This is a genomic window from Caballeronia pedi (assembly GCF_001544915.2).
Taxonomy (GTDB): Bacteria; Pseudomonadota; Gammaproteobacteria; order Burkholderiales; family Burkholderiaceae; genus Caballeronia; species Caballeronia pedi.
The window spans coordinates 240,297-263,540 of the sequence record NZ_FCOE02000002.1; the positions used below are offsets into that span (position 1 = coordinate 240,297).

Annotated in this window: 12 protein-coding genes; 4 read left to right on the top strand and 8 right to left on the bottom strand. The window is 65.9% G+C overall.

What is annotated here, in order from left to right:
• The first annotated feature begins 23 nt into the window (after positions 1-23).
• Together AWB80_RS03710 and AWB80_RS03715 are read left to right on the top strand one after the other, a co-directional pair.
• Positions 24-1,529, top strand: coding sequence for a M81 family metallopeptidase (locus AWB80_RS03710; protein WP_061173527.1), 1,506 nt, complete (start codon positions 24-26; stop codon positions 1,527-1,529).
• Between the two features lie 40 nt (positions 1,530-1,569).
• Positions 1,570-2,598 carry an alpha/beta fold hydrolase gene (locus tag AWB80_RS03715; protein ID WP_061173528.1) on the top strand — a complete coding sequence of 343 codons (1,029 nt, stop codon included), beginning with the start codon at positions 1,570-1,572 and terminating at the stop codon, positions 2,596-2,598.
• A gap of 12 nt (positions 2,599-2,610) precedes the next feature.
• Here the strand turns inward: AWB80_RS03715 and cadR are convergent, their stop codons facing one another.
• Positions 2,611-3,042, bottom strand: a complete 432-nt coding sequence (cadR, locus tag AWB80_RS03720; RefSeq protein ID WP_061173287.1) for a Cd(II)/Pb(II)-responsive transcriptional regulator — start codon at positions 3,040-3,042, stop codon at positions 2,611-2,613.
• A 243-nt stretch (positions 3,043-3,285) separates the two neighbouring features.
• Here cadR and AWB80_RS03725 point away from each other — a divergent pair, with 243 nt between their 5' ends.
• Positions 3,286-3,528, top strand: coding sequence for a hypothetical protein (locus AWB80_RS03725; RefSeq protein WP_061173288.1), 243 nt, complete (start codon positions 3,286-3,288; stop codon positions 3,526-3,528).
• A 212-nt stretch (positions 3,529-3,740) separates the two neighbouring features.
• Entirely contained in the window at positions 3,741-5,711 is a 1,971-nt protein-coding gene (locus AWB80_RS03730; protein WP_061173289.1) for a PhoX family protein, read from the top strand.
• A gap of 67 nt (positions 5,712-5,778) precedes the next feature.
• Here AWB80_RS03730 and AWB80_RS03735 read toward each other — a convergent pair whose 3' ends face one another.
• From AWB80_RS03735 to AWB80_RS03760, 7 genes are all read right to left on the bottom strand, one after another.
• The gene (locus AWB80_RS03735; RefSeq protein ID WP_061173290.1) at positions 5,779-5,982 is read right to left on the bottom strand and encodes a hypothetical protein; all 204 of its coding nucleotides are present in this window, start codon (positions 5,980-5,982) and stop codon (positions 5,779-5,781) included.
• A gap of 154 nt (positions 5,983-6,136) precedes the next feature.
• A complete protein-coding gene (locus AWB80_RS44770) occupies positions 6,137-7,192 on the bottom strand; it encodes a glycosyl hydrolase family 28 protein (RefSeq protein WP_425266831.1) in 1,056 nt (351 codons plus the stop codon).
• A 15-nt stretch (positions 7,193-7,207) separates the two neighbouring features.
• A complete protein-coding gene (locus tag AWB80_RS44775) occupies positions 7,208-8,074 on the bottom strand; it encodes a glycoside hydrolase family protein (protein ID WP_244206380.1) in 867 nt (288 codons plus the stop codon).
• Between the two features lie 172 nt (positions 8,075-8,246).
• Positions 8,247-9,881 (bottom strand): cyclic peptide export ABC transporter, encoded by a 1,635-nt coding sequence (locus tag AWB80_RS03745; RefSeq protein WP_061173291.1) that lies wholly within the window; start codon positions 9,879-9,881, stop codon positions 8,247-8,249.
• Between the two features lie 20 nt (positions 9,882-9,901).
• On the bottom strand, positions 9,902-10,105 hold the full coding sequence (locus AWB80_RS03750) for an MbtH family protein (protein ID WP_061173292.1): 204 nt from the start codon (positions 10,103-10,105) through the stop codon (positions 9,902-9,904).
• Positions 10,106-10,118: 13 nt separating this feature from the next.
• The gene (locus AWB80_RS03755; RefSeq protein ID WP_061173293.1) at positions 10,119-11,615 is read right to left on the bottom strand and encodes a 4-hydroxyphenylacetate 3-hydroxylase N-terminal domain-containing protein; all 1,497 of its coding nucleotides are present in this window, start codon (positions 11,613-11,615) and stop codon (positions 10,119-10,121) included.
• A gap of 16 nt (positions 11,616-11,631) precedes the next feature.
• On the bottom strand, positions 11,632-23,244 hold the full coding sequence (locus tag AWB80_RS03760) for an amino acid adenylation domain-containing protein (protein WP_482764095.1): 11,613 nt from the start codon (positions 23,242-23,244) through the stop codon (positions 11,632-11,634).

Below are 23,244 nucleotides of genomic sequence, written 5' to 3' on the forward strand. Positions count from 1 at the left end.
CGATATTCATAAGGATGACGAACATGAAGATCCTGATCGCGGGATTCCAGCACGAAACGAACACCTTCGCGCCGACGAAGGCGAGCTACCAGAGCTTCATTCAGGGCGAAGGCTTCCCGCCGATGGCGCACGGCGACGATGTCCTGAAGCTGCGCGACGTGAACGTGCCGATCGGCGGGTTCATTCAGTGGGCCGAGGCGCAAGGACATGAACTCATACCGGTGATCTGGGCGGGCGCGAGCGCATCGGCGCATGTGACGAAGGATGCGTATGAGCGCATCGCAGGCGCGATCGTCGAGCGCGTACAGGCGGGCGGCTTCGATGCGATCTATCTCGATCTGCACGGCGCGATGGTGACCGAACATCTCGACGATGGCGAAGGAGAGTTGCTGGCGCGCGTGCGCAAAATCATCGGCGAAGACATGCCGCTCGTCGTCTCGCTCGATCTGCATGCGAACGTCACCGCGCGCATGGTCGAACTCGCGGATGCGCTCGTCGCATATCGCACGTATCCGCACGTCGATATGGCCGAGACCGGTTTGCGCGCGGCGCATCTGCTGGCGCGGCGCATCGCGCACGGCAAGCCGTTGAAGCGCGCGATGCGCCGCATCCCGTTCCTGATTCCGGTGAACGGCATGTGCACGCTCGTCGAACCCGCGCGTGGCATGTACGGCATGCTCGAATCGCTTGAAAGGGAGGTCGTGTCGCTGTCGTTCGCGCCGGGCTTTCCCGCATCGGATTTCGATGAATGCGGTCCCGTGTTCTGGGGCTACGCGCTCGATCAGGACGCGGCGGACCAGGCCGTCGACGCGCTCTACGCGCAGCTCGTGAACGACGAAGCGCGCTGGAACGTGCCGTTCCTTTCGCCCGACGAAGCCGCGCGTGAAGCGATCGACGCGAGCCGCGATGCGACGAAGCCCGTGATCATCGCGGATACGCAGGACAACCCCGGCGTCGGCGGCGATTCCAACACGATGGGCATGGTCCGCGCGCTATTGCGCAACGGCGCGCGTGATGCGGCCGTGGGCGTCATCTGGGACGAGCAGGCGGCGCGTGCGGCGCATCGCGCGGGCGTCGGCGCGCGCATCCGGCTGGCGCTGGGCGGCGGCTCGAACGTGCCGGGCGATTCCCCGCTTGAAGGCGAGTTCGAAGTCGAGTATCTGTCGGACGGGCGCTTTCGTTTCGACGGACCAATGCTCAACGGCATGTCGGGCGAACTTGGGCCGACCGCGTGCCTGCGCATCGACGGTGTGCGTATCGCGGTGAGCAGCATCAAGATGCAGGTGTTCGACCGCAATCTCTTTCGCGTCGCGGGCATCGAGCCCGAGCGCATGAAGATTCTGGTGAACAAGAGTTCGGTGCATTTTCGCGCCGACTTCGAGCCGATCGCGCATCGCGTACTCGTCGCGAAAGCGCCCGGCCCAATGGCCGCCGATCCCGCCGATCTGCCGTGGCGTCATCTCGATGCGCGCATGCGCGTGCGACCGATGGGACCGACGCTGGCGGCGCTGCGGGCGTCGGCTGCGTGAGACGATTTCATCGAACATAACGAACAAGGAGAAGCACAACATGCCTGATGATCAGATCAACGCGTGGCGACGCCGCTTTCTCGGCACGACGATCGCCACTGTCGGCGCCATGCAGCTTGGGTTGAGCGACCTGGTTCGCGCTCAAACGACGCAACGTGCATCGTCGAGCGCGGGCTTTGCGGAGATCCGCCAGATCGACGCGGGCACGCTCAATGTCGGCTATGCGGAGGCGGGGCCGGCCAACGGGCCGGCGGTGATCCTGCTGCACGGCTGGCCCTACGACATCCACAGCTTCGCCGAGGTCGCGCCGATCCTCGCGGCGCAGGGTTATCGGGTGATCGTGCCGTATCTTCGCGGCTACGGCTCGACCCGCTTCCTCTCCGCCGATACGCCGCGCAATGGTCAGCAGGCTGTGGTCGCGGTGGACATCATCGCGCTCATGGATGCGCTGAAGATCCAGAAGGCCACACTCGGCGCGTTCGACTGGGGCGCGCGCACTGCGAACATCATCGCGGCGCTGTGGCCCGAGCGCGTGAGGTCGATGGTGTCGGTGAGCGGCTATCTGATCGGCAGCCAGCAGGCGAATCGCGCGCCCTTGCCGCCGAAGGCCGAGTTCGCGTGGTGGTATCAGTTCTACTTCGCAACGGAGCGCGGCCAGGTGGGCTACGAGGCGAATCGTCACGACTTCAACAAGCTCATCTGGCAACTCGCATCGCCGAAATGGAATTTCGATGACGCGACGTATGACCGTTCGGCGAAATCGTTCGAGAACCCGGATCACGTCGCGGTGGTGATTCATAACTACCGCTGGCGTCTCGGGCTCGTGCAGGGCGAGGCGCAATACGACGCGCTCGAACAGCGTCTCGCCGGCGCACCGACGATCGGCGTGCCGACCATCACGATGGAAGGCGACGCCAACGGCGCACCGCATCCCGATCCCTCCGCATATGCGAAGAAGTTCACCGGCAAGTACAGGCATCGCAACGTCGCGGGTGGTATCGGCCACAATTTGCCGCAGGAAGCGCCCAAGGCGTTCGCCGATGCGGTGATCGAAGCGGACCGCATGTAAGCGCAAAGAACACTACGCGAGATGCGTTTTCTTCTGCTTGCGCCCCGGCGTTTTACGCGATGTCAGTTCGTGCATGATCCCGCACGTATCGGTTACCTGCTCGCCGCGGCATTTTTTGCGCAACGCGTTGAGCTGGTCGCGTAGCCTGATCAATTCGTCGATGCGCGTGCCGACGTGGTGAATATGCGCATCGACGAGCGCGTTGATCGCGCAGCAACTCGGCGAGTGTGCCTGCGTAGCCTGAAGCAATGCGCGCACTTCCTCGTGCGTCATATCGAGCTCGCGGCAGTTTCTGATGAGACGCAGCCGCTCGACATGCGTTTCGTCATAGGTCCGGTAGTTGGCGTCCGTCCTTGCGGCGGGTGGAATCAGGCCTTCTTTCTCGTAAAAGCGGATCGTATCGGGCGTGCAATTCGTGATGCGCGCCAGTTCCCCAATTTTCATCTCGACACTCTTCTTGACCTTGGAGTGACTCCAGGGTGTTTACTTGTCATACAGCCAAAAAAACGGGAGTCAGTATGTTCCGGCCAGGGACTATCGGCAAGTCCTGATCCGGCAGCAAAAGCTTTCATGTTCGAAACTATGCAAAGGACTTCGAAGCAATGATGAAAGACTCGTCGTGAGCAACGGGCTGGGGGTGCTGCACAAGCGCTTAATCATGAAGACATGACAAAAAAGGGGAAAAGCATGAACTTCTTGCGCAAGCTGTTCGGGAATGAGTTCGATGGCGGGCGTCGCCGAAGCGGGAAGGGGTACGACACGCGTTATCACGCCGACGATCAGGCATACGACGACGAGCGATGGGACCGTCATCCCGGCTCGATTCCGCCGTTGCCGCCCGACCTGATCTGCCCGCAATGCCGCAAGTCGAATCTGCCCCGGACACTCGTGTGCAAGCAATGTGATACGTGGTTGGGCGGCGATCGGTGAGAGGCGTGGTGCGGGTGGATCACCACCCGCACCACATCATCGATCTGGCCACGCTTTCAACACATAAACAGAATAATTACGTAAGTTTGTCAAAATGGTTTCACATTGATTTCCTAGAGTAGCGCGTCATCCGGTATATCAGGCCGCAACGGTCTGAAACGAAGACTTCCATCACCGGAATACGACCCACAATCAAGGAATCGAAACCACACATGGCGCAGCCACTCGACCTCTCCCGCCGCAAGGCACTGAAGATCCTTGCCGGCGCACCGATGCTGCCGCTCGGCGGCACGGCCGTAGCGTCTCTGCTCACGGCCTGCGGCGGCAGCGACAGCAACGTAGCCACGCCCGCGCCCGCAGCGACGGCCGCGTTCACCACGGCCACGTTCAGCGGCATGGCCGCGCCGACCCTCGCCGCCCCCGACGCGATGGCGAAAACGACCGTCGCCTCGACGCTGACCGCGAACTTCAGCGACGGCACCAGCCGCGCGTACAAGCTCGCGTATCAGCCGTTCTTCGTGACCGGCGACACGGTGCCGAACACGGCGGGCGGCACGATCGTCGCGGGCGGGTACTTCGATATCGACAATCAGCCGATCATCGACCGTTCGGCTGCGGGCAAGGAACGTCAGTTCTTCTCGGACTGCCCGGACGGCACGTCGCTCATCAGGCTCGACAATCCCACGGTGAAGGGCGTGAAGGGTAACGCCGTGTTCGCAGTCGTGCAGTTCGAATACACCACGCGCGATCAGAGCGCGGCCAGCATGTACGGCCGCCTGCCATCGCCGATCGCCGTGCTCACGCTCGATCAGGACCCGGCGACCGGCAAGCTCTCGCTCGTGAGCTACGCGAACGTCGATACGTCGAAGGCGCACGGCCTGTGGATCACCTGCGGCGCGAGCCTGTCGCCGTGGAACACGCATCTGTCGAGCGAAGAGTACGAGCCGGACGCGGCGCTGGCTTCGAGCGACGCGCAGTTCAAGGCATACAGCCGCAATCTCTACGGCGACGAGACGAAGGCGCGCCCGTATCACTACGGCCATGTGCCGGAAGTCACCGTGCATCCCGACGGCACCGGCACGATCCAGAAGCACTATTGCCTCGGCCGCATCTCGCACGAGCTGATTCAGGTCATGCCCGACCAGCGCACCGTGATGATGGGCGATGACGCCACCAACGGCGGCGTCTTCATGTTCGTCGCGGACAAGCAGGCGGATCTTTCGGCGGGCACGCTGTACGTCGCGAAGTGCGCGCAGACGTCATCGGCGGGCGCGGGTTCGGCCACGCTTACATGGCTGAACCTCGGTCACGCGACGAGCGATGAAATCGAGAACCTCGCCAACACGCTGACGATCGCCGACATCATGGACGTCGTCAGCGACGAAAAGGTCGGCCCGACGCTGGACGCGAGCTACACGCGCATCCACTTCGGCGGCAAGTTCAACTGGATTCGCATCAAGCCCGGCATGGAGAAGGCAGCCGCGTTCCTGGAGACGCATCGCTATGCCGCCCTGCGCGGCGCGAGCATGTGCTTCACCAAGCTCGAAGGCACGACGGTCAACGCGAAGGACAAGATCGTCTACTCGGCGATGTCGCAGATCGTCAAGTCGATGGTGAAGGGCGACGCGCATTCGACCGACATCGCGCTCGATAAAGCGATTACCGCCGGCGCGGTCTACGCGTTCAACCTGAAGGCCGGTCAGCGCGATCGGGCGGGCGCGGCGATCGACAGCGAATGGGTGCCGGTCGACATGGCCGCGCCCGCCGCGCTCGTCGGCGAAGACATCGCGGCCGACGCGCTCGGCAATCTCGCGAACCCGGAGCGCATCGCGAATCCGGACAACCTCAAGTTCTCGGAGAAGCTGCGCACGCTCTTCATCGGCGAGGACAGCGGCGCGCACGTCAACAACTTCCTGTGGGCGTACAACGTCGATACGAAGTCGCTGACGCGCATCCTGTCGGCGCCCGCGGGCGCGGAATCGACCGGCCTTCACGCGGTCGACGAGATCAACGGCTGGACCTACATCATGAGCAACTTCCAGCACGCGGGCGACTGGGAAAGCGCGCTGCACTGCAAGGTTCAGGCGACGCTCGATCCGCTCATCCGCGCGAACTACAAGGATCGCTTCGGCGCGGCGGTGGGTTATCTGACCGCCGATCCGGCTTCGATCAAACTGAGCTGACGATGCGACGACGCCGCGAACGAAAGTCGCGGCGTCGATTTTTTTGCTGATGACAGCACGCGAGCAATCAGCAGCGCCGCTCGCAGTCGATATATTCGAAGCCCGCCGCGATCGCGTAGCGGATCGCTTCTTCGACGTTCGCGAATTCGCCCGGCAATCTCACGGAACGTTCCATCCCGTTCAAATCCTGGATTCGCGCCGTCGCGGCAAACACATTGCCCTGCCGGACCGCTGCCGGCGTGACCATCATTTCCCTGTAGCTGAAGACCATTTCTCTCTCTGTCGGATGTTGTCGGTCCCCGGCGTGCGGCGCCGGGGCACTTGTCTCGGTGTCGATAAAGCGCCGAACGATCGTCCGGCTCCTGCTGTTTCATGTTATCGGCACGGGCAGGCGATTCTTTACCGAAAGTGCATGAATCCCGTCCTTACTGGCCGGGAAACGGCCCGAACGCCATGCTGCAATCGACCGGCGCGACGTTTTGCGTGCCAGCCGCAGCGCGCGTGACACTGACTGTGCCGCCTGTCCTGAACGGCAGCGACGTGCCGCCCGCGCCGATCGTGACGAGCGCATCGGCGACCGTGAAGTTCGACGGCGCGACATCCGCGACGACGTTGTTCAGCGAGATCGTCAACGGATTCACGACCGGCGGCGCCGGCCAGCCGGGCGTGCCGCCCGACCAGCCCGAGCCTTGCATCACCGGACTCGCGGAGTTGAAGCCCTGGAACGTGTAGCTCGACGCATTGACGACGCGCACGCCATCGAGCGCGATGTCCCTGAAGTTCGGGTAGAGCCCGCCGTTCTTCGTCGGGCTGTAGTACGGCGAGAAGATCAGCGCCTGTGGCTTGCCGTCCGTCGACGTCTCCGGCATGCGAATGCACACGTTCGAATAGCGGATGTTCGACACCAGCCCGCTGCGGCTCCAGTCCGACTTGATGCGCAGGCCGTTGTCGGCGCCGTCGAGCACGAGATCGTAGACATTCACGTTGCTCACGCTCGGCAGGATGCCGTCGACCGCCGTGACGTCCGGATTGGACGTGCCCGCGTCCGTGCCCGCCGTCTCGCTGCCGATCGACATGCCGTGCCCCGTATAGAAGCGGCTATGCGCGATTGTGATGTTGTACGTGCGTCCGTTGACGGTGCCCGTGCCGCCCTTGATCGCGATGTTGTCGTCGCCGGTGCGGATGTGCGTGTACGCGATCAGCATGTTGCTCGCGTCGCCAGTCAGCTTGCCGAGGTTGCCAGGATTGCTCGTGATCGGGCCGGAACTCGCGGGATCGATGCCGTCGGTGTTCTTCGCCGTGTCCGGGCTGTAGTTCATGCCGAGATAGTTCGTCATCGCCTCGTAGACGGCGGTCGGCGTGTAGATCTTCACGCCCCACGCGGTGAAGCCATCGACGCCGCTCGGCACGACGTGAAACTTCGGCGCGTTCTGCAGCGTCACGCGATACAGCGTGAAGTTGCGGCCATTGCTGATCTGGATGAGACGCGGATTGTTCTACGCGAGGTTCTGCACCTTGTTCGCCATCCAGCCGATATCCCACCAGCTCATCGTGCTGCTGCCGTCCGGGCGCATCATCAGGTCCGGATCGTTCGGCTTGCTGCTGACGAGCGGGCTGCCGCCTCGTCCGTCGATGACGCCATCGCCCATCACTGCGGCATTCGCGATCTTGCTTGCGTTGATGAGCGCGAGACAGCCGTTGTCGCTCGCCGTGATGATGCCGCAGCTCGTGACGCCACGGGTCTTGTCGTACTGACGCGGATCGCGCGAGGCGAACAGCGTGACGCCCTTGTCGATCCAGAGCGTGACGCCGCTTTGCAGGTTCAGCGCACCGGCGACGAACGCGTTCGCGCCGTTCGGGCCGGGCACGAGGCGCACGGCCTTGTTGGTCGAAAGGCCGCTGCTCGACGGGTTCTTGCACGCGTCGATTGCTGCCTGGATGCGCGCGCTGTCGGGCGCGGTGTTGGTGGAGTCGGCGCTGTCGGGCAGCAGGCCGTTGGCTTGCGCGGTCAGCGCGGCGGGCAGCGTCGCGCAGATCTGCGGTGGCAGGGGCAGGGTGGGTTCGGGCGGCAGCGCGGGATCGTAGGTCGTCGTGCCGACCTGGAAGCCCGTGGGCGTGGGTGTCGGATCTGCCGAAGGCGTGGATGCGCCCGATGCCGGATCGGCCGAAGTGTCCGATGCGCCCGATGCGGCGGGATTGCCGTCGTCGTTGTTCACGACGTCGCTGGTCGCGGCGGAAGTCGTTGCCGGTGGCAGCGATGCATCCGAGCCGCCGCATGCGCTGAGCGTCAGCGCGATCGACGCGGCGGCGAGCCAGGCGGCACCGGCGCGCGCGAGCTTGAGAAGAGCAGGGTTCTGGTTCAATTGTTATGCCTCTTTGTAAAACGAACGAATCGTGAATGTCGTACGACATCGTTCGAATATTAGGCATCCCAATGAAAGAAACGATACTTGCTGTTCGCCCTTAAGCCTTTTGGACGGTTTCGCTTCGGTGTGGCGATTCGCGGCGCGCTTCTGAAAAAACACATAACACGCTTTATGTATCGGCGGCAGCCGTCATCACGCGCGCGACTTTTCCTTCTTCCATCCAGACGACCTTGTCGGCGGCACCGAACCAGCGATCGTCGTGACTGACTGCAATGACTGTCTTGCCGGCCGCCTTCAGTCGCGGCAGCAGTTTCTCGTAGTAATAGCGACGGAACTGAGGGTCCTGATCGGCGGCCCATTCATCGAAGATCAGCACGGGCCGCCCTTCGGCGAGCGCGCTGACCATCGCGAGCCGCTTGCGCTGCCCGCTCGACAGATCCGTCGTGCTGAAGCGCCCGAGCTTGTAATGAACCTTGTCGGAGAGGTCCATTTCCCTGATCAGCTCGGCCAGATCATCCTGCGCGGCATCGAGGCCATAGAGACGATCGAACAGATGAAAGTCGGAGAAGATCACCGAGAACAATTGCCGATACGCCGTTGCATTGGCATCGGTGACGTTCTTTTCATCCCAGCGCACTTCGCCGCTATCCTGCGCGTACAACTGCGTGACCAGATTGAGCAAGGTCGATTTGCCGCTGCCGTTGCCGCCGGCGATGAACGTCACTTCACCCGCCTTGATGAAGAGATCGCACGGACCGACGTGAAAGCCCTGCTGTCCGTCCGGATTCTTGTAGCTGTAGCTCACGCCGCGCAGCGTGATGCCGTGCGCCAGTACGGGCGCCGATGCGTCGGGCCCGGATTCCGCCGCGCGTTTGACCTGCTCCAGTTCGCGTTCGAGCACGTCCAGACGGTCCACGGCGAGATCGGCGCGGGACACCGCGGGCAGCGCCTGAATCAGACTGGCGATGGCGCCGCCCGAGAACACGATGACGAGAATGATCTTCGCCGGCGTCGACGTATCGCTGATGTAGTACGGAATCAGAAACACCATGCAGCCGAGCAGGCCATAGAAGAACGCGTCGCTGAGCGTCTGGCCGCGATTGAAGCCGCGCCCCGAACTCACGCGCAAATCCTGCACGGCGAGCGCCCGCTGCACGATGTAGTTATCGAAGAGGTCGGTGTCGCGGCGCGCATTCATCTTGATTTCGCGAAAGCCGCGCAGCAGATGATCGAAGCTCGAACGAAACGCGCTTTCCAGTTCTGTCGCTTCTTTGGAAAGCGCTTCCGCATACTTGTAGCTGCTGCGATAAAAGAATGTTGCGACGCCCAGAAACAGCAGCGTGACACCGAACGCAATCAGCGACAGGTAGCCGATATACAGCGCCGAAGACAATAGTTGCGTGACGAAATAAATCAGCACGATGACGGTCGGCGCGGCTTCCTCGATGGTCTGCAAGTCCCGGCCGATGGCAAAGTCCACGCGCATCGCGCCGATGTTCTCATAGGCCTCCAGATCCAGCGATCGCACCGCCCGCGCGATGCTCAGGCGTTTCTGCAGGATGAAGTTGGAAATCACGGTGGTGGTGGCGTTGAGCGCATAGTTCATCGCCAGAAGCAGCGCGACGCTCGCGATGAAGAAGAACGCCATCAGATAGAGGTTCGGGCCTTTCGACTGATCCTGGTTCGCGACGGTCGTGACCAGCGCGATCACGCCGGACATCATCACGCCTGGCAAGGTCGAGGCCAGGAGCAAGGGCGTGCGGTCGCGTCTGGCCTCGCCGAACAGCAGCTTGATGAATTTCATAAGTGCTTGTTATCCCCGTGCTACGGCGCTTCGCGCCGCAGGCTTGCCGGCCGTATGTCGGTCCAGTTTTCGTTGATGTAGGCGATGCACGACTGACGCGTCGCCACGCCGTACACGCTGCTCCATCCGGCGGGCACGGCGGCGAAAGAAGGCCACAGGGAGTGCTGCCCTTCGTCATTGCGCAGCACGAGAAACTCGCCGGTTTCGTCATCGAAAGGATTCATCTCGCTCTCCGGATCATGGCGTGTTCCAGACGGGATTCACCCATCCGTGTTCGTCATAGTCGGCGAGGCACTGATCGACCAGATCGGTCATCTGTGCCAGCGAACCATCCGCCGACGCCATCGCTTGCAGATGCACCTTGATTTCTTCGTGGCTGCCCATGTAGTTGCGTTCGTACAGTTCGTGACGGCCCGCGAACTCCGAGCCGACCGCGTCCCACATGAGCTTCATCAGCTTGATGCGCTCGCGGTGGCCGATGCCGTTCGAGCCGCGCACGTAGCGGGACAGATATTGATCGATCTCCGGGTTGTCGAAATCGCGCGTCGAGGAGGGCAGATAGATCAGCGCCGAAGCCACGATCTTGTGCACGATTTCCTTGATGCGCCCGTAGGCATCCGGCGCAAGGGCGCGATACGCCAGCGCCGCGTGCAGATTCGGCAACACCGCGCCATGCACCCAGTGATCCGGCTGACGCGCCATCGTGTTGGCGAGCGACCAGAACATGTGACGCAGTGCGATGACTTCGCCGAGCATCACCTGATTGCCGCGAAACTCGTCGCCGCTCGTGACGTGCAGCGCTTTCGAAAGCAGCCCGGTGAGAAAGTCCAGCTTCACCGCGAAACGCGTGCAGCCGTGAAAGCTCGTGCCGTGCATGAAGCCGGAAGCGGTCGGGAAATCCGGCGGCATGGCGTCCGTGCCGTGACTCAGCACGTTTTCCCACGGCACGAATACGCGGTCGAGGATCAGGATCGCGTCGTTCTCGTCGAAGCGGGAACTGAGCGGCGCATCGAAAGGACTCGACGCCTGCGCTGCCTGATACTCGTACGAATTGCGGCAAATGAGCTTGAGCCCCGGCGCGTTCATCGGCGTGAAGAACATGACGGCGCGGCTCTTGTCGCTTCGCGCTATGCCCGCGTGGTGGCTGAGAAACGTGTAGTGCGTGAACGCGGCCGAGGTCGCGACCACTTTCGCGCCCGAGATGACGAGGCCGCCGTCGGTTTCCTCGTCGATATGAATGTAGACATCCTGCGCCTGCTCGGGCCGCGCGCGATCGATCGGCGGATTGGCGAGCGCGTGATTCATGAAGGGCACCGTTTCCTGCGCGAGCTTGTGCCATTGCCGCGCGTTGTCGGCATGCGCGCCGTAGTAACCGGCGTTGACGTCGAGCGTATTCATGATCGACGCCTTGTAATCCGGCGTGCGTCCCATCCAGCCGTATGTCAGCCGCGCCCACGATGCAATCGCTTCCTGCTGTGCGACCAGATCGTCCGCGTTGCGCGCGTGACGAAAGTAGCGATGCGTGTAGCCGCCGTTTCCCGTGTCCGTCGCGCAGGTGAGCGCGCTCTGATGCGCGGGATCGTGCAGCGCGTCGTAGAGCCGGGCCATCGAGCGAGCGCTGTTGCGAAACGCGGGATGCGCGGCGACGTCGTCGATGCGCTCGCCGTTGAAGAAGACATCGCGTCCGTCCCGCAGGCTGTCGATGAATGCCCGCCCGGTCAACGGTCGCGCCATCAGAGGTCGCGATAGCTCATTCACTGTGTCTCACCCGATTGGCAAATAGATCACGAATGACCGGTCCGATGACCGCGAGCGCGTCGGCTCGCAGCATGTGGTCGTGTTCAAACGGCACATCGATCACGTTGAGCGCGCCACGGGCGCTCGCCCGCCATGCGCCCAACGAGGATTCGTTAGTGAGGGTAGCGGTGGCGCGCATGAAAGTCATCGGCGCGCTGAGCGGTGCGGGCCGGAACGACGCGGCAAGTGTCGCATGACAGGCCGTCACCTCGACCAGCGCCGGCAACGCGCTTTGCGGAATGTGCGCGAGCGGGCTTTCGATGGCGCGCATATGCTCCATCACGCGCTCCCATTGCAGCGCGCCGGGCGACGCCTCGCTGAACGGATAGCCGATCATCGCGAGGACATTGCCCAGATGCGTGGCCGGCGCGAGCGTTTCGTGCCGCAGGCCGCGCGGCAGATGGCTGTCGAGCAGCACGACATGCGCGACGGTTTCGCCCTGCGCTTCGAGGCTCGTCGCGATCTGATGCGCGACCAGCCCGCCGAACGACCATCCCATCAGCCGATACGGACCGCGCGGCTGAATCGTGCGGATATGCGCGATATACCGGTCCGCGAGCCCGGCGACCGAAGGCGGCGCGGCCTCGCCGATCAGCATCGGCGATTGCAGGCCGTACAGCGGAACATCGACGCCGAGATGCGGAATGAGCGTTGCATAGCACCAGCTCAGGCCGTAGCCAGGATGCACGCAGAAGAGCGGCGCGGCGGCGCTCGCATGCTGCAGCGGCAAGAGGGACGCGAGCGCATCCGGCGCGTGACGATGCCGCAGCCGCTCGCCGAGCTGGGCGACGGTCGGCGCTTCGAACAGCATGCGGATGCCGACGTCCACGCCCATCCGGTCGCGGATGCGGTTGACGAGGCGCGCCGCGCGCAGCGAATGGCCGCCCAGCGCGAAGAAGTTATCGTCGATCGATACGGCGTCGCGCTCCAGCGTCTGCGCGAAGAGCTGAGCCAGTTCCGCTTCGCGGGCGTTGCGCGGCGCGTGGAAGCGTCGCGGCGCGCGCGCCGGAGCCGGCAGCGCGGCACGGTCGAGCTTGCCGTTCAGCGTCACGGGCAGCCGGTCGAGCGTCGTGAAGATCGCTGGAACCATGTAGTCGGGCAGGCTGCCGATAAGCGCGGCGCGCACGCGGGTTTCGTCGTAATCCGTGCCGGCGACGAGATAGGCGGCCAGTTGCCCGTCGATCAGCGCAACCGCGCAGTCACGCACCGATGGCTGCGCACGCAACGCGGCCTCGGTCTCGCCGATCTCGACGCGAAAGCCCCGTATCTTCACCTGATGATCGGAGCGGCCGAGAAATTCCAGTTCGCCATCGGCGGACCAGCGCGCCAGATCGCCGGTTCGATACATGCGTTCGCCCGGCGCGCCGTGAGGGTCCGCGACGAAGCGCTCGCCGGTGAGATCGGGCCTGCCGAGATAGCCGCGCGCGAGTCCCCGGCCCGCGATGTACAGATCGCCGGCCGATCCCGGCGGGCAGCGGCCCAGCCAGCGATCGAGCACGTACACGCGCGTATTCCAAAGCGGCCGTCCGATCACCGCTCCCGGGCTTTGCGCGACAAGTTCCGCCGAGGTCGACCAGATCGTGGTTTCGGTCGGTCCATAGACATCGATCACGCGTTGGGCGTGCGCGTGCAGCCGTTCGGCGAGGCGCGTGGAGAGCGCTTCGCCACCTGTGAGCGCCAGCGTGAAGCCCGCGTGCGGCATGTCCTGCATTTCGTGCAGCAGCGCGTCCCACAGCGTCGGCGTCGCCTGCATCACGTTCGCGCGCGATGAACCGGCGAGGCGCGCGAGCCGGCGCGGATCCTTGACGTCGTCGGACGAGGCCAGCACGATCGTCGCGCCCGTGAGCAGCGGACCGAGCAATTCGAGGCAGGCGATATCGAAACCCAGCGTCGTCACCGCGAGCAGGCGGTCGCCGGGTTTCAGGCGCATGCGGTCCTGCATCGCCGAGAGCAGGTTGAGCAGCGCGCCGCGCGTCACCGCGACGCCCTTCGGCGTGCCGGTGGAGCCGGATGTGTAGATCACATAGGCCAGATTTTCCGCGCGGGAAGCGGGCGCGACAGCGTGTCCATCGACCTCAATCCCGCCAAGGCTTTCGACGACCAGCGCGGGCTTCGCGTCGGCGAGCATGGCCGCGATGCGCGCCTGCGGGTAAGCCGGATCGATCGGCAGGAAGGCCGCGCCGCTTTTCAACACGCCGAGCACGGCCACCACGATGTCGGGCGTGCGCGGCAGGATCAGCGCGACCAGATCGTCAGGCCCGATGCCTTGCGCGATCACTGTCTGCGCGAACCGATCCGAGCGCCGCTCGATATCGGCGTAAGTCCAGTGCGCGTCGCCCTGCATGACCGCGATGGCGTCCGGCGCGCGGCGCGCCTGCCGCGCAAACAGCGTCGCAACGTCCGCTTCGGCAAGCGCGCGCGCCGTGCGGTTCCACGCGTCCAGACGTTCGGCTTCGGCGGGCGCGAGCAGATCGCGGGCGATGATCGCGACGTCCGGCGTCGCCGCGACGTGCTCCAGCACGCGCACGAATCTGTCCAGCAGCGATTGCGTCGCGTCGGCATCGAACTGGCTGGCCCGGCAGTCGAGACGCAGCGTCATGCGCTTGCCCGGAATCGCGACGAGCGTCACCGGATAATGCGTGCCGTCGTATCCGTCGATGCTCGCAATCGCGAGTTCATCAGTGGAATCGGTGGCGCAGACGGTATCCATCGGATAGTTCTCGACGATCAGCAGCGAGTCGAACAGCTCGCCGTGTCCGGACTCTTCCAGAATGTCCGTCAGGCCGAGATGCTGATGCGGCAACTGGTCCGCGTGCGCCGCCTGCATGCGCCGGAACAGTTCAGGCCAGCGCTCGCCGGGATCGAGCGTGACGCGCAGCGGCAGCGTATTGATGAACAGGCCGACGCGCCGCTCGATCTCCGGCAGCTCGGCGGGACGGCCCGACACCGTGATGCCGAACACGATGTCCGCGCGTCCCGTGAGCCGCGCGAGCAGCACGGCCCAGCAACCCTGCAGGATCGTGCTGGAGGTCGCATCGAGACGTTGCGCCAGCGCGGCGAGCCGCTCCGACAGCACCTCGGACAGCTCGTTTTGGGCCGTGCGCACGTCCGGCGCATGCGAACCCGTGTCGGGGCGGCTCAGCCGGGTCGGTCCGTCGAGTCCGCGCAGCGCTTCGCGCCATGCCGCGCGCGCCGCCGCCTTGTCCTGACGCGTCAGCCATGCGTGCTGGTCGCGCAACGGAAGACCGCTTTTGAGCGCGTCGCCCGCATACAGCGACATCAGTTCGGACACCAGAATCGGCATCGACCAGCCGTCCAGCAGCAGATGATGATTGCTCATGACCAGCCGATGCCGCCGCGGCCCGGTTCGGACGAGCGCGAAACGCAGCAGCGGCGCGCGCGTCAGATCGAAGCGGCGCTCGCGCTCCGACGCGAGCACGGCCGAAAGCGCCCCGGCGACATCATCCGCGCCGGATACATCCGTCTCGCGCCACGGCGCGCTCAGCGCACCGGCGATCACCTGGACGGGCCGGCCGCTCACCGTGCGAATGCTGACGCGCAACGCTTCGTGACGCGCCAGCAGCGCATCCGCCGCGGCCCGCAGACGCGCGGCGTCGACTCGTCCTTCGAGCGCGAGCGAAATCTGCGCGATGTAGGGATCGGGGCCGGACGCATCGTAGAGCGAATGGAACAGCAATCCTTCCTGCAATGGCAGAAGCGGCAGGATGTCCTGCGTGCCGGGCGCGGCGGCCTCGATCGCATCGATCTCGGCTTGCGTGAGCGCGGCGCCGAGATCGGACGGCGTCAGTCCGCCGGTTTCGATCCGGGCGGTGACGCGCAATGCGTCGAACCAGCGCCGTGCCAGTTCGCGGATGGAGGCCTCGTCGAACAGGCCGCCGGCGAAGGTCCAGTGCGCGTGCAGGCGCGCGCCCTCGTCGCCGTCGACGACTTGCGCATCCAGCGCGATCGCATGGGACAAGGGCGCATCGGCATCGTCGCCGCCTTCGAGCGACAGGCCGCCGATCGAAGTCCACGCGCCGCCCGAGCGGCCGAAGCGGCCCAGATAGTTGAACGACAGTTGCGCGTGCGCGCCTTGCAGTTCCGGCGCGGTACGCGCATTGAGATAGCGCAGCAGGCCGTAGCCGATGCCGTGGTCGGGCAGCGCGCGCAGCGCTTCCTTGACTCGCTTCACCAGCGCCGCGCCGGGCTCGACGCCGTCGAGATCGATGCGCACGGGATGAAGGCTCGTGAACCAGCCCACCGTCTGCGACAGATCGAGACCGCTTTCGCCCGGCTCGCGCCCGTGTCCTTCGAGATCGAGCAGGACCGGGCGCGTATCGCCGCGCCAGCCGGATACGGCGAGCGCGTAGCCGGCGAGCAGCACGTCGTTGACGCCGCCACGGAATAGCGCGGGCACGCTGCCGAGCAGACGCGATGTCGTCGCGGCGTCGAGCACGGAGCTCACGCGGCGCGCGCTCGCGAATGTGTCGGTGCGATCGAGCGGGCGGGCGCCGAGCGGTGTATCGGGCGCGGACAGAATCCATCGCCAGCGATCGAGTTCGGCCACGCGCCGCGCGCTATGCGCGTCGTCGTGGAGGTGGCGCGCCCAGCGGCGAAACGACGTCGGCACCGGCGGCAGCGCGGGCGGCTCGCCTTGCGCGGCGAGTGCGTAGGCCTGCGCCAGATCGTCGAGCAGGATGCGCCACGACACGCCATCCACGACGAAATGATGGATCGTGAGCAGAAGCAGACCCGCCGACGCGCCCCGGTCGAACCACACCGCGCGCAAAACGCGGCCCTGCTGCGGCGCGAGCCATCGTTCGGACGCGTGTTGCTCGCGAGCGATGTGGCGATCGATATCGGCATCGGTCCAGTCGCGTGCGTCGATTCGATGCAACAGGGTTTGCGCATCGGCGGCGCGCGCGGCCGTATCGAGTTCTCCGTCGATCACGCGCGCCCGCAGCAGCGCATGCCGCGCGATCACGACATCCAGCGCCTGCGCTAGCGGGGCGTGCCGCGCGCCGTCCGGCAAGGCCACGCGCATCGACTGGCTGAATGCGCCGGTCGCACCGCCGCGCGCCATCAGCCAGCGCATGATGGGCGTGGCGGGCACGCGGCCAACCGTGTCGTCCGGGGCTTTCAGGACATCCTGAACCGCACCGGCGATCCGCGCCAGCGCGGCCGGCGTCTTGTGCCGGAACACATGCGCCGGGCTCAGATCGAGTCCGGCGGCACGCGCGCGGCTCACCAAGCGGATCGACAAAATGCTGTCGCCGCCCAGCGCGAAGAAGCTGTCGTCGGGCTGCACGTCTTCGCGTCCGAGCACATCGGCGAAAAGCTGTGCGATCAGCGCTTCCCGCTGCGTCGCCGCGACGCGCCGCGCCGACGCAGCCGCGCGCGACGGCGCAGGCAACGCGCGGCGATCGAGCTTGCCGTTGGGCGTGAGCGGCAGCGCGTCGAGCACGACGAACGCCGACGGCGTCATGTACTCGGGCAGGCGGCTCGCCACGGCTGCGCGCAGCGAGGTTTCATCGACAGCCCATGCCGGCACGACATAAGCGATGAGTTGCCGCTCGCGCACGGCGACGGCGCAGGCGCGCACGCCATCGTGTTCCATCAGCGCCGCTTCGATCTCGCCCGGCTCGATGCGAAAGCCGCGCAACTTGACTTGCTGGTCGACACGGCCGAGAAATTCGAGTTGCCCATCGGTCCGCCAGCGCGCGAGATCGCCGGTGCGGTACAGCCGCGTGCCGGCCCCGCCGAACGGATTGGCGACGAAGCGCTCGGCCGTCAGATCGGGCCGCCCAAAGTAGCCGCGCGCGAGCCCCGCGCCGGCGACGTAGAGTTCGCCGGTCACGCCCGCGCCGCACGATCGCAGGCAGGCATCGAGCACGTGAATCTGGCTGTTCCAGACGGGCCGTCCGATCGGCGGCGCGACCGGGCCGGCGAGGTCGTCGCTCATGGTCGCGCAGACGGTGACTTCGGTCGGTCCGTAAGCGTTGATGAGCCGCCGCCCGTTCGACCATCGTCCGGCGGTGTCGGGCGTGATGGCTTCGCCCGCCGTGACGATCGTGCACGCGGCGGGAATCGTGTCCGGGTCCATCGCCGCGAGCAGCGCGGGCGGCAGCGTCACGCAGGTGATCTCCTGCTCGCGAATCAGCCCGGCGAGACGCTCCGCCGACATCAACGCCGGATCGGCCAGTACGAGCCGCGCGCCGCGCAACAGCGTGACGAGCACTTCGGACACGGCGGCATCGAACGAAAGCGACGCGAACTGCAGCACGCGCGATGCCGCCGTAATGCCGAAGCGTGCGGCCTGCGCGCCGACCAGACTCGCGATGCCGGCGCGTGTCACGACGACGCCCTTCGGCTTGCCGCTGGAGCCCGACGTATAGACGACATAGGCCGGATGGCCGGGCGCGACGATGCGCGACGGCGTGCCGGTCGGCCAGCCCGCGAGCGAGGGCAACGCCGCGAGCGTGCGCGCGGGCCGCGCATCGGCGAGCATCGCGTCGATGCGCGCCTGCGGATAGTGCGGATCGACCGGCAGATACGCGCCGCCGCTCTTGAGCACGCCGAGCATCGCGACCACCATGTCGGGCGTGCGCTGCATCGTCAGGGCGACAACGCGCTCCGGCCCGATGCCATGCTCGACGAGCAAATGCGCCAGCGCGTTCGAGCGCGCTTCGAGTTCGCGGTACGTCAGCCGCTCGCCACCCTGCATCACGGCGATGGCGTCCGGCGTGCGCGCAGCCTGCGCGCTGAAGAGCGTGGCGACATCGGCTTCAGCGACGGGATGCGCGGTCGTGTTCCAGCGACGGATTTCATCGTGTTCGTCGCGCGACAGCAGATCGATGCGTCCCACCCGACTGTCGGGCTGCGTGGCCATCGTCCGCAGGATCTGCATGAGCGCGGCGAGCAGCCGCCGCGCGTCGTCGCCGGAAACCAGCTCCACGCGATGATCGATCCGCAACTCCAGCTCGCGTCCCGGCGTGACCATCACGCTGACCGGATAGTGCGTCGTGTCGTCGACGGTCATGCCCGTCAGCGCGACGCCGTCGATCTCGCCTTGCGTGTGCGCAACGGGATAGTTCTCGACCACCATCAGCGTGTCGAACAGTTCGCCGTGCCCGACGAGCGCCTGAACCTCCGTCAATCCGACATGCTGATGCGGCAGCAGCGCCGACTGGTCGCGCTGGATGCGTTCGAGCAACTGCGCGATGGTTTCGTCGGCGCGCAGTGTCGCGCGCAGCGGCAGCGTGTTGATGAACAGGCCGACACGCCGCTCGACATCCTGTAGCTCGGCCGGCCGTCCGGCCGCCGTGACGCCGAAGACGATATCGTCGCGCCCGGTCCGGTGGCCGAGCAGAATCGCCCACGCGCCTTGCGCGAAGGTCGCCAGCGTCAGGCCGAGACGGCGCGCGCAGTTTTGCAGATGCGCAGTCGCGTCCGCATCCAGATTGCCGGTGACGGACCGTTGCCGCGCGGCATGGATGCCGGGATCGGCGCTCGCGACGAGACGCGTGGGCCCGTCCAGCCCGGCCAAGGCCGCTTGCCATGCGTTGCGCGCGCTCTCGCGATCCTGCTTCGCCAGCCACACGAACTGATCGCGCAACGGCGGCGCGAGGCCGAGCGGCTCGCCCGCGTAAGCCCGCATCAATTCCGACACCATGACGGGCATCGACCAGCCATCGATCAAAAGATGATGCAGGCTCAGCACCAGCCGATGAAGACCGTCGCCCAGCCGCAGCAGGGCGGCGCGCTGCAAGGGCGCGGCAGTCAGGTCGAAGCGCCGTTCGCGGTCTTGCGCAAGCCAGTCCGCAAGCGCTTCATGTTGATCGACGTCGCGCCAAGGTGTGGCGACAGCACGGTGCAACGCCTGCACGACGCGCCCGTCGACGGCGTGGAAACTGACCCGCAACGCGTCATGCCGCTCGACCAGCCGGTCGATGGCGGCGCGCAGCCTGTCCCGGTCCAGCTTGCCTTCGAAGTCGAGCACCAGTTGCACGATATACGGGTCGGGGCCGGAGGCATCGAACATCGCGTGGAACAGCAGGCCTTGCTGCAACGGCGCGAGCGGGAGAATTTCCGTCGCGGCGGGTAGGTCGGCTCGCAGCGCCGCGACGACCGCAGGGGGCACGCCCGGCCACGAAGCGTCGGCAGGCTGTGGCTCGATGTTCGGTTCGCGTGCGACGACCGCGAGCGCCGCCGGTGTCTTTTCGCGAAAGACGTCGGCTGGCGTCAGCACGAGTCCCGCCTTGCGCGCGCGGCTGACGAGCTGGATCGACAGAATGCTGTCGCCGCCCAGTGCGAAGAAGCCATCGTCCGCGCCCACCGATGCGAGGCCGAGCACGTCCGCGAACAACTTCGTCAGCGTCGCTTCGCGCGGCGTCGCCGGCTCGCGCGTCGCGGACGTCCGCGCCTGGAACGCGGGCAACGCCTTGCGGTCGAGCTTGCCGTTGCGCGTGATCGGCAGCCGGTCGAGCCGAACGAAGCCCACCGGCATCATGTAGTCGGGCAGACGCTGCCGCAGCGCCGCGCGCACGTGGCTTTCGTCATACTGCCCGTCCACGACGACATAAGCGATCAGGCGGCTGGCGGCGCCGTCCTGCTGCGCCAGCACCGCGCACGCCCGGATCGAAGGCTGCTCGGACAGCGCGGTTTCGATTTCGCCCGGCTCGACGCGCAGTCCCCGCACTTTCACTTGCTGATCGGCGCGGCCCGCGAACTCGAGTTCTCCCGCCTCGTTCCAGCGCGCGAGATCGCCCGTGCGGTACATGCGCGCGCCGGGCGGACCGTAAGGATCGGCCACGAAGCGCTCCGCCGTGATGCCCGTCAGGCCGACATAACCGCGCGCGAGGACATCCCCTGCGATGTACAGATCGCCCGCGACGCCGATCGGGCAGACGTTCAGGAAGTCATCGAGCACAAGAATCCGTGCCGATGCGCGCGGCGCGCCGATCGGAACCGGATGCCGCAGCCGCCTGTCAGGCGTCGCCCGAAAACTCGTGACGAACACGCTGGTTTCGGTCGGGCCGTAGCAGTTCAGGAGCGTTATCTCCGGAAAACGCAGCAAAACTCGCTGAAAGCTCGCGACCGACGCCGTGTCGCCGCCGGTCAGGATCGTGCGCAGTCCGCTGAGGCATTCCAGATCTTCCGTGACCAGCAGATTGAAGAGGCTCGTCGTCAGGAGGAGATTGCCCGCGCCGTGCGTGGCGATTTCGCGGCGCAGGTCCGCAGGCGTCAACTGCTCGCACGCGGCCACGACGAGCTGGTCGCCGCGCAACAGGGCACTCCAGATTTCGTAGCTGCTGGCGTCGAACGCATAGGACGACTGGAACAGCACGCATTGCGGCGGGAAGTCCAGCAGGTCCATCGCCATGTCGACGATACCGGCGTGGGTCAGTTCGATGCCCTTGGGCAGCCCGGACGAGCCGGACGTGTACATGATGTTGACGAGCGACTGCGGCGCGATGTCGATGCCGACGGGACGGTCGTCGCCTTCGGCGAGCATCGCGGAATCGATGTGCAGCGCGGCCACGGGCCAATCGCCGGTGCTGAGACCGGCGTCGTGCAGGACCAGCGCGGTGCGCGTGTCGTCCAGCATGCGCTGCCGGCGCTCCGGCGGCTGACCGCGATAAAGCGGCAGATAGCACCCGCCCGCCTTCAGGATGGCGAGCGTCGCGACGATCAGTTCCAGCGAACGCGCCATGTCGACGGCGACGCGCGTCTCGCGCGCGACGCCATGCGCTCGCAGCCGATGCGCCAGCCGGTTCGACATTCGGTCGAGCTCGCGATACGTCAGCGCGCGCTCGCCGCTACGCAAGGCGATGGCGTCGGGCTGCCGCTCGACGATCTGCGCGAACCGTTGCGGGATCGACTGCGCTTGCCGTCGACGCTGCGGCGACGGTGCGCCGAACGCGAGCGTCGCGGCGCGTTCATCGGCCGCGAGTACGGTATGTTGGCCGATGCTCGCGTCGGGATCGCCGATGGCCTGATCGAGCAGACCCTGGAACGCGGACGCCATGCGGCGCGCCGTCGCCGGATCGAACAGCTCGGCGGCGAATTCGAGGCTGCCTTCGATGACCCCGCCGACGTGCGCGACGAGTTCGAACGCGAGATCGAACTTCGCCGCCGCGTTGCCGATCGCGCGGGGCAGCGCGTTCATGCCTTGCAGCGCGAGTGGCGCGTCAGCACCGTATTCGAGCGTCAGCGCAACCTGAAACAGCGGATGGCGCGCGACGCTGCGCTGCGGATTGAGCGTCTCCACGATGCTCGAAAACGGCACATCCTGATGCGCGTAGGCGGCGAGATCGGCAGCGCGCACGCGCGCGAGCAGTTCGCGAAACGTGGGTTGGCCGCTCGCATCGACGCGCAGCACCAGACTGTTCACGAAGTAGCCGATGACGTCCTTGAGTTGCTCGTCGAAACGCCCCTCGCCCGGCGTGCCGATAAACACGTCCGTGCCCGCGCCGAAGCGCCGCAACACGGCGACCAGCGCGCTCTGCAGGACCATGAAGAGCGTGGCGTGATGAGCCTGCGCGAAATGCGCCGCGCGGCGATGCAAGGCCGGATCGATGCGAAACGCGATGCGCTCGGCGCGGCCTAATCCATCGGTGGGTCGTGCGCGTACGCGCGGCAGCGGCAATTCATCCGGCAGGTCGACCAGCGCATCGCGCCAGTATGCGAGTTGCCGATGCGCGAGGCTGCCGGTTTCATCGGATGCGCCGAGCAGCGTGCGCTGCCATCGTGCGAAATCGGGGTACTGCACCGGCAGCGGCGTCCAGTCCGGTTGCGTGCCGCCGCGCCGCGCCGTATATGCGGTCGACAGGTCGCGCAGAAAGGGTGCCAGCGACGCGCCATCGAACGCGATGTGATGGAAGTTGAACACCAGCACCGCGCGATCGCGCGCCCAGCGCAGCAGGCGCGCCCTGAAGGGAATCCGGTTTGCCAGGTCGAACGGTGCGCCGGCTTCGGCGGCGATATCGTGATCGAGTTCGGCAGGCGTCGAGTCGGCGACGGTGAGCAGGTCATCTGGCTCATCGGCGGTCAGGAGATGCGGGACCACGCCTTGGTCCGTATCGCGAAAGAGGGTGCGCAGGCTTTCGTGACGCGTGACGATGTCGAGCAGCGCGAGGCGCAGCGCGTGCAAGTCACACGGTCCCGTCAGGTCGAAGGCGTAAGGCAGGTTGTAGGCGGTGTCGCCGCGTCCCAGCCGCGCCAGAAACCACAGTCCCTGCTGACCCGCCGACACGCAAGCGTGCGCGCGCGAATCCGCCGCTGCCAGGCGCGGGCGTCGCGCGCCGCCGCTTGCGAGCAAGGCCGCGAGCCGTTCGACGGTGGGTGCGCTGAATACATCGCTGACACTCGCATCGGCTTTCAGTACGGCGCGTATCCGGTTCGCCAGTTGCGCCGCAAGCAGCGAATGGCCGCCGGACGCGAAGAAATCATCGTGGATGCCTACGGTGTCCAGCCGCAATACGTCGGCGAACAGGCGCGCGAGTTCGATCTCGACGGGCGTTCGGCCCGCCGGGCCGCGAGCGGTATCGCGTCGTGGCGCGGGCAA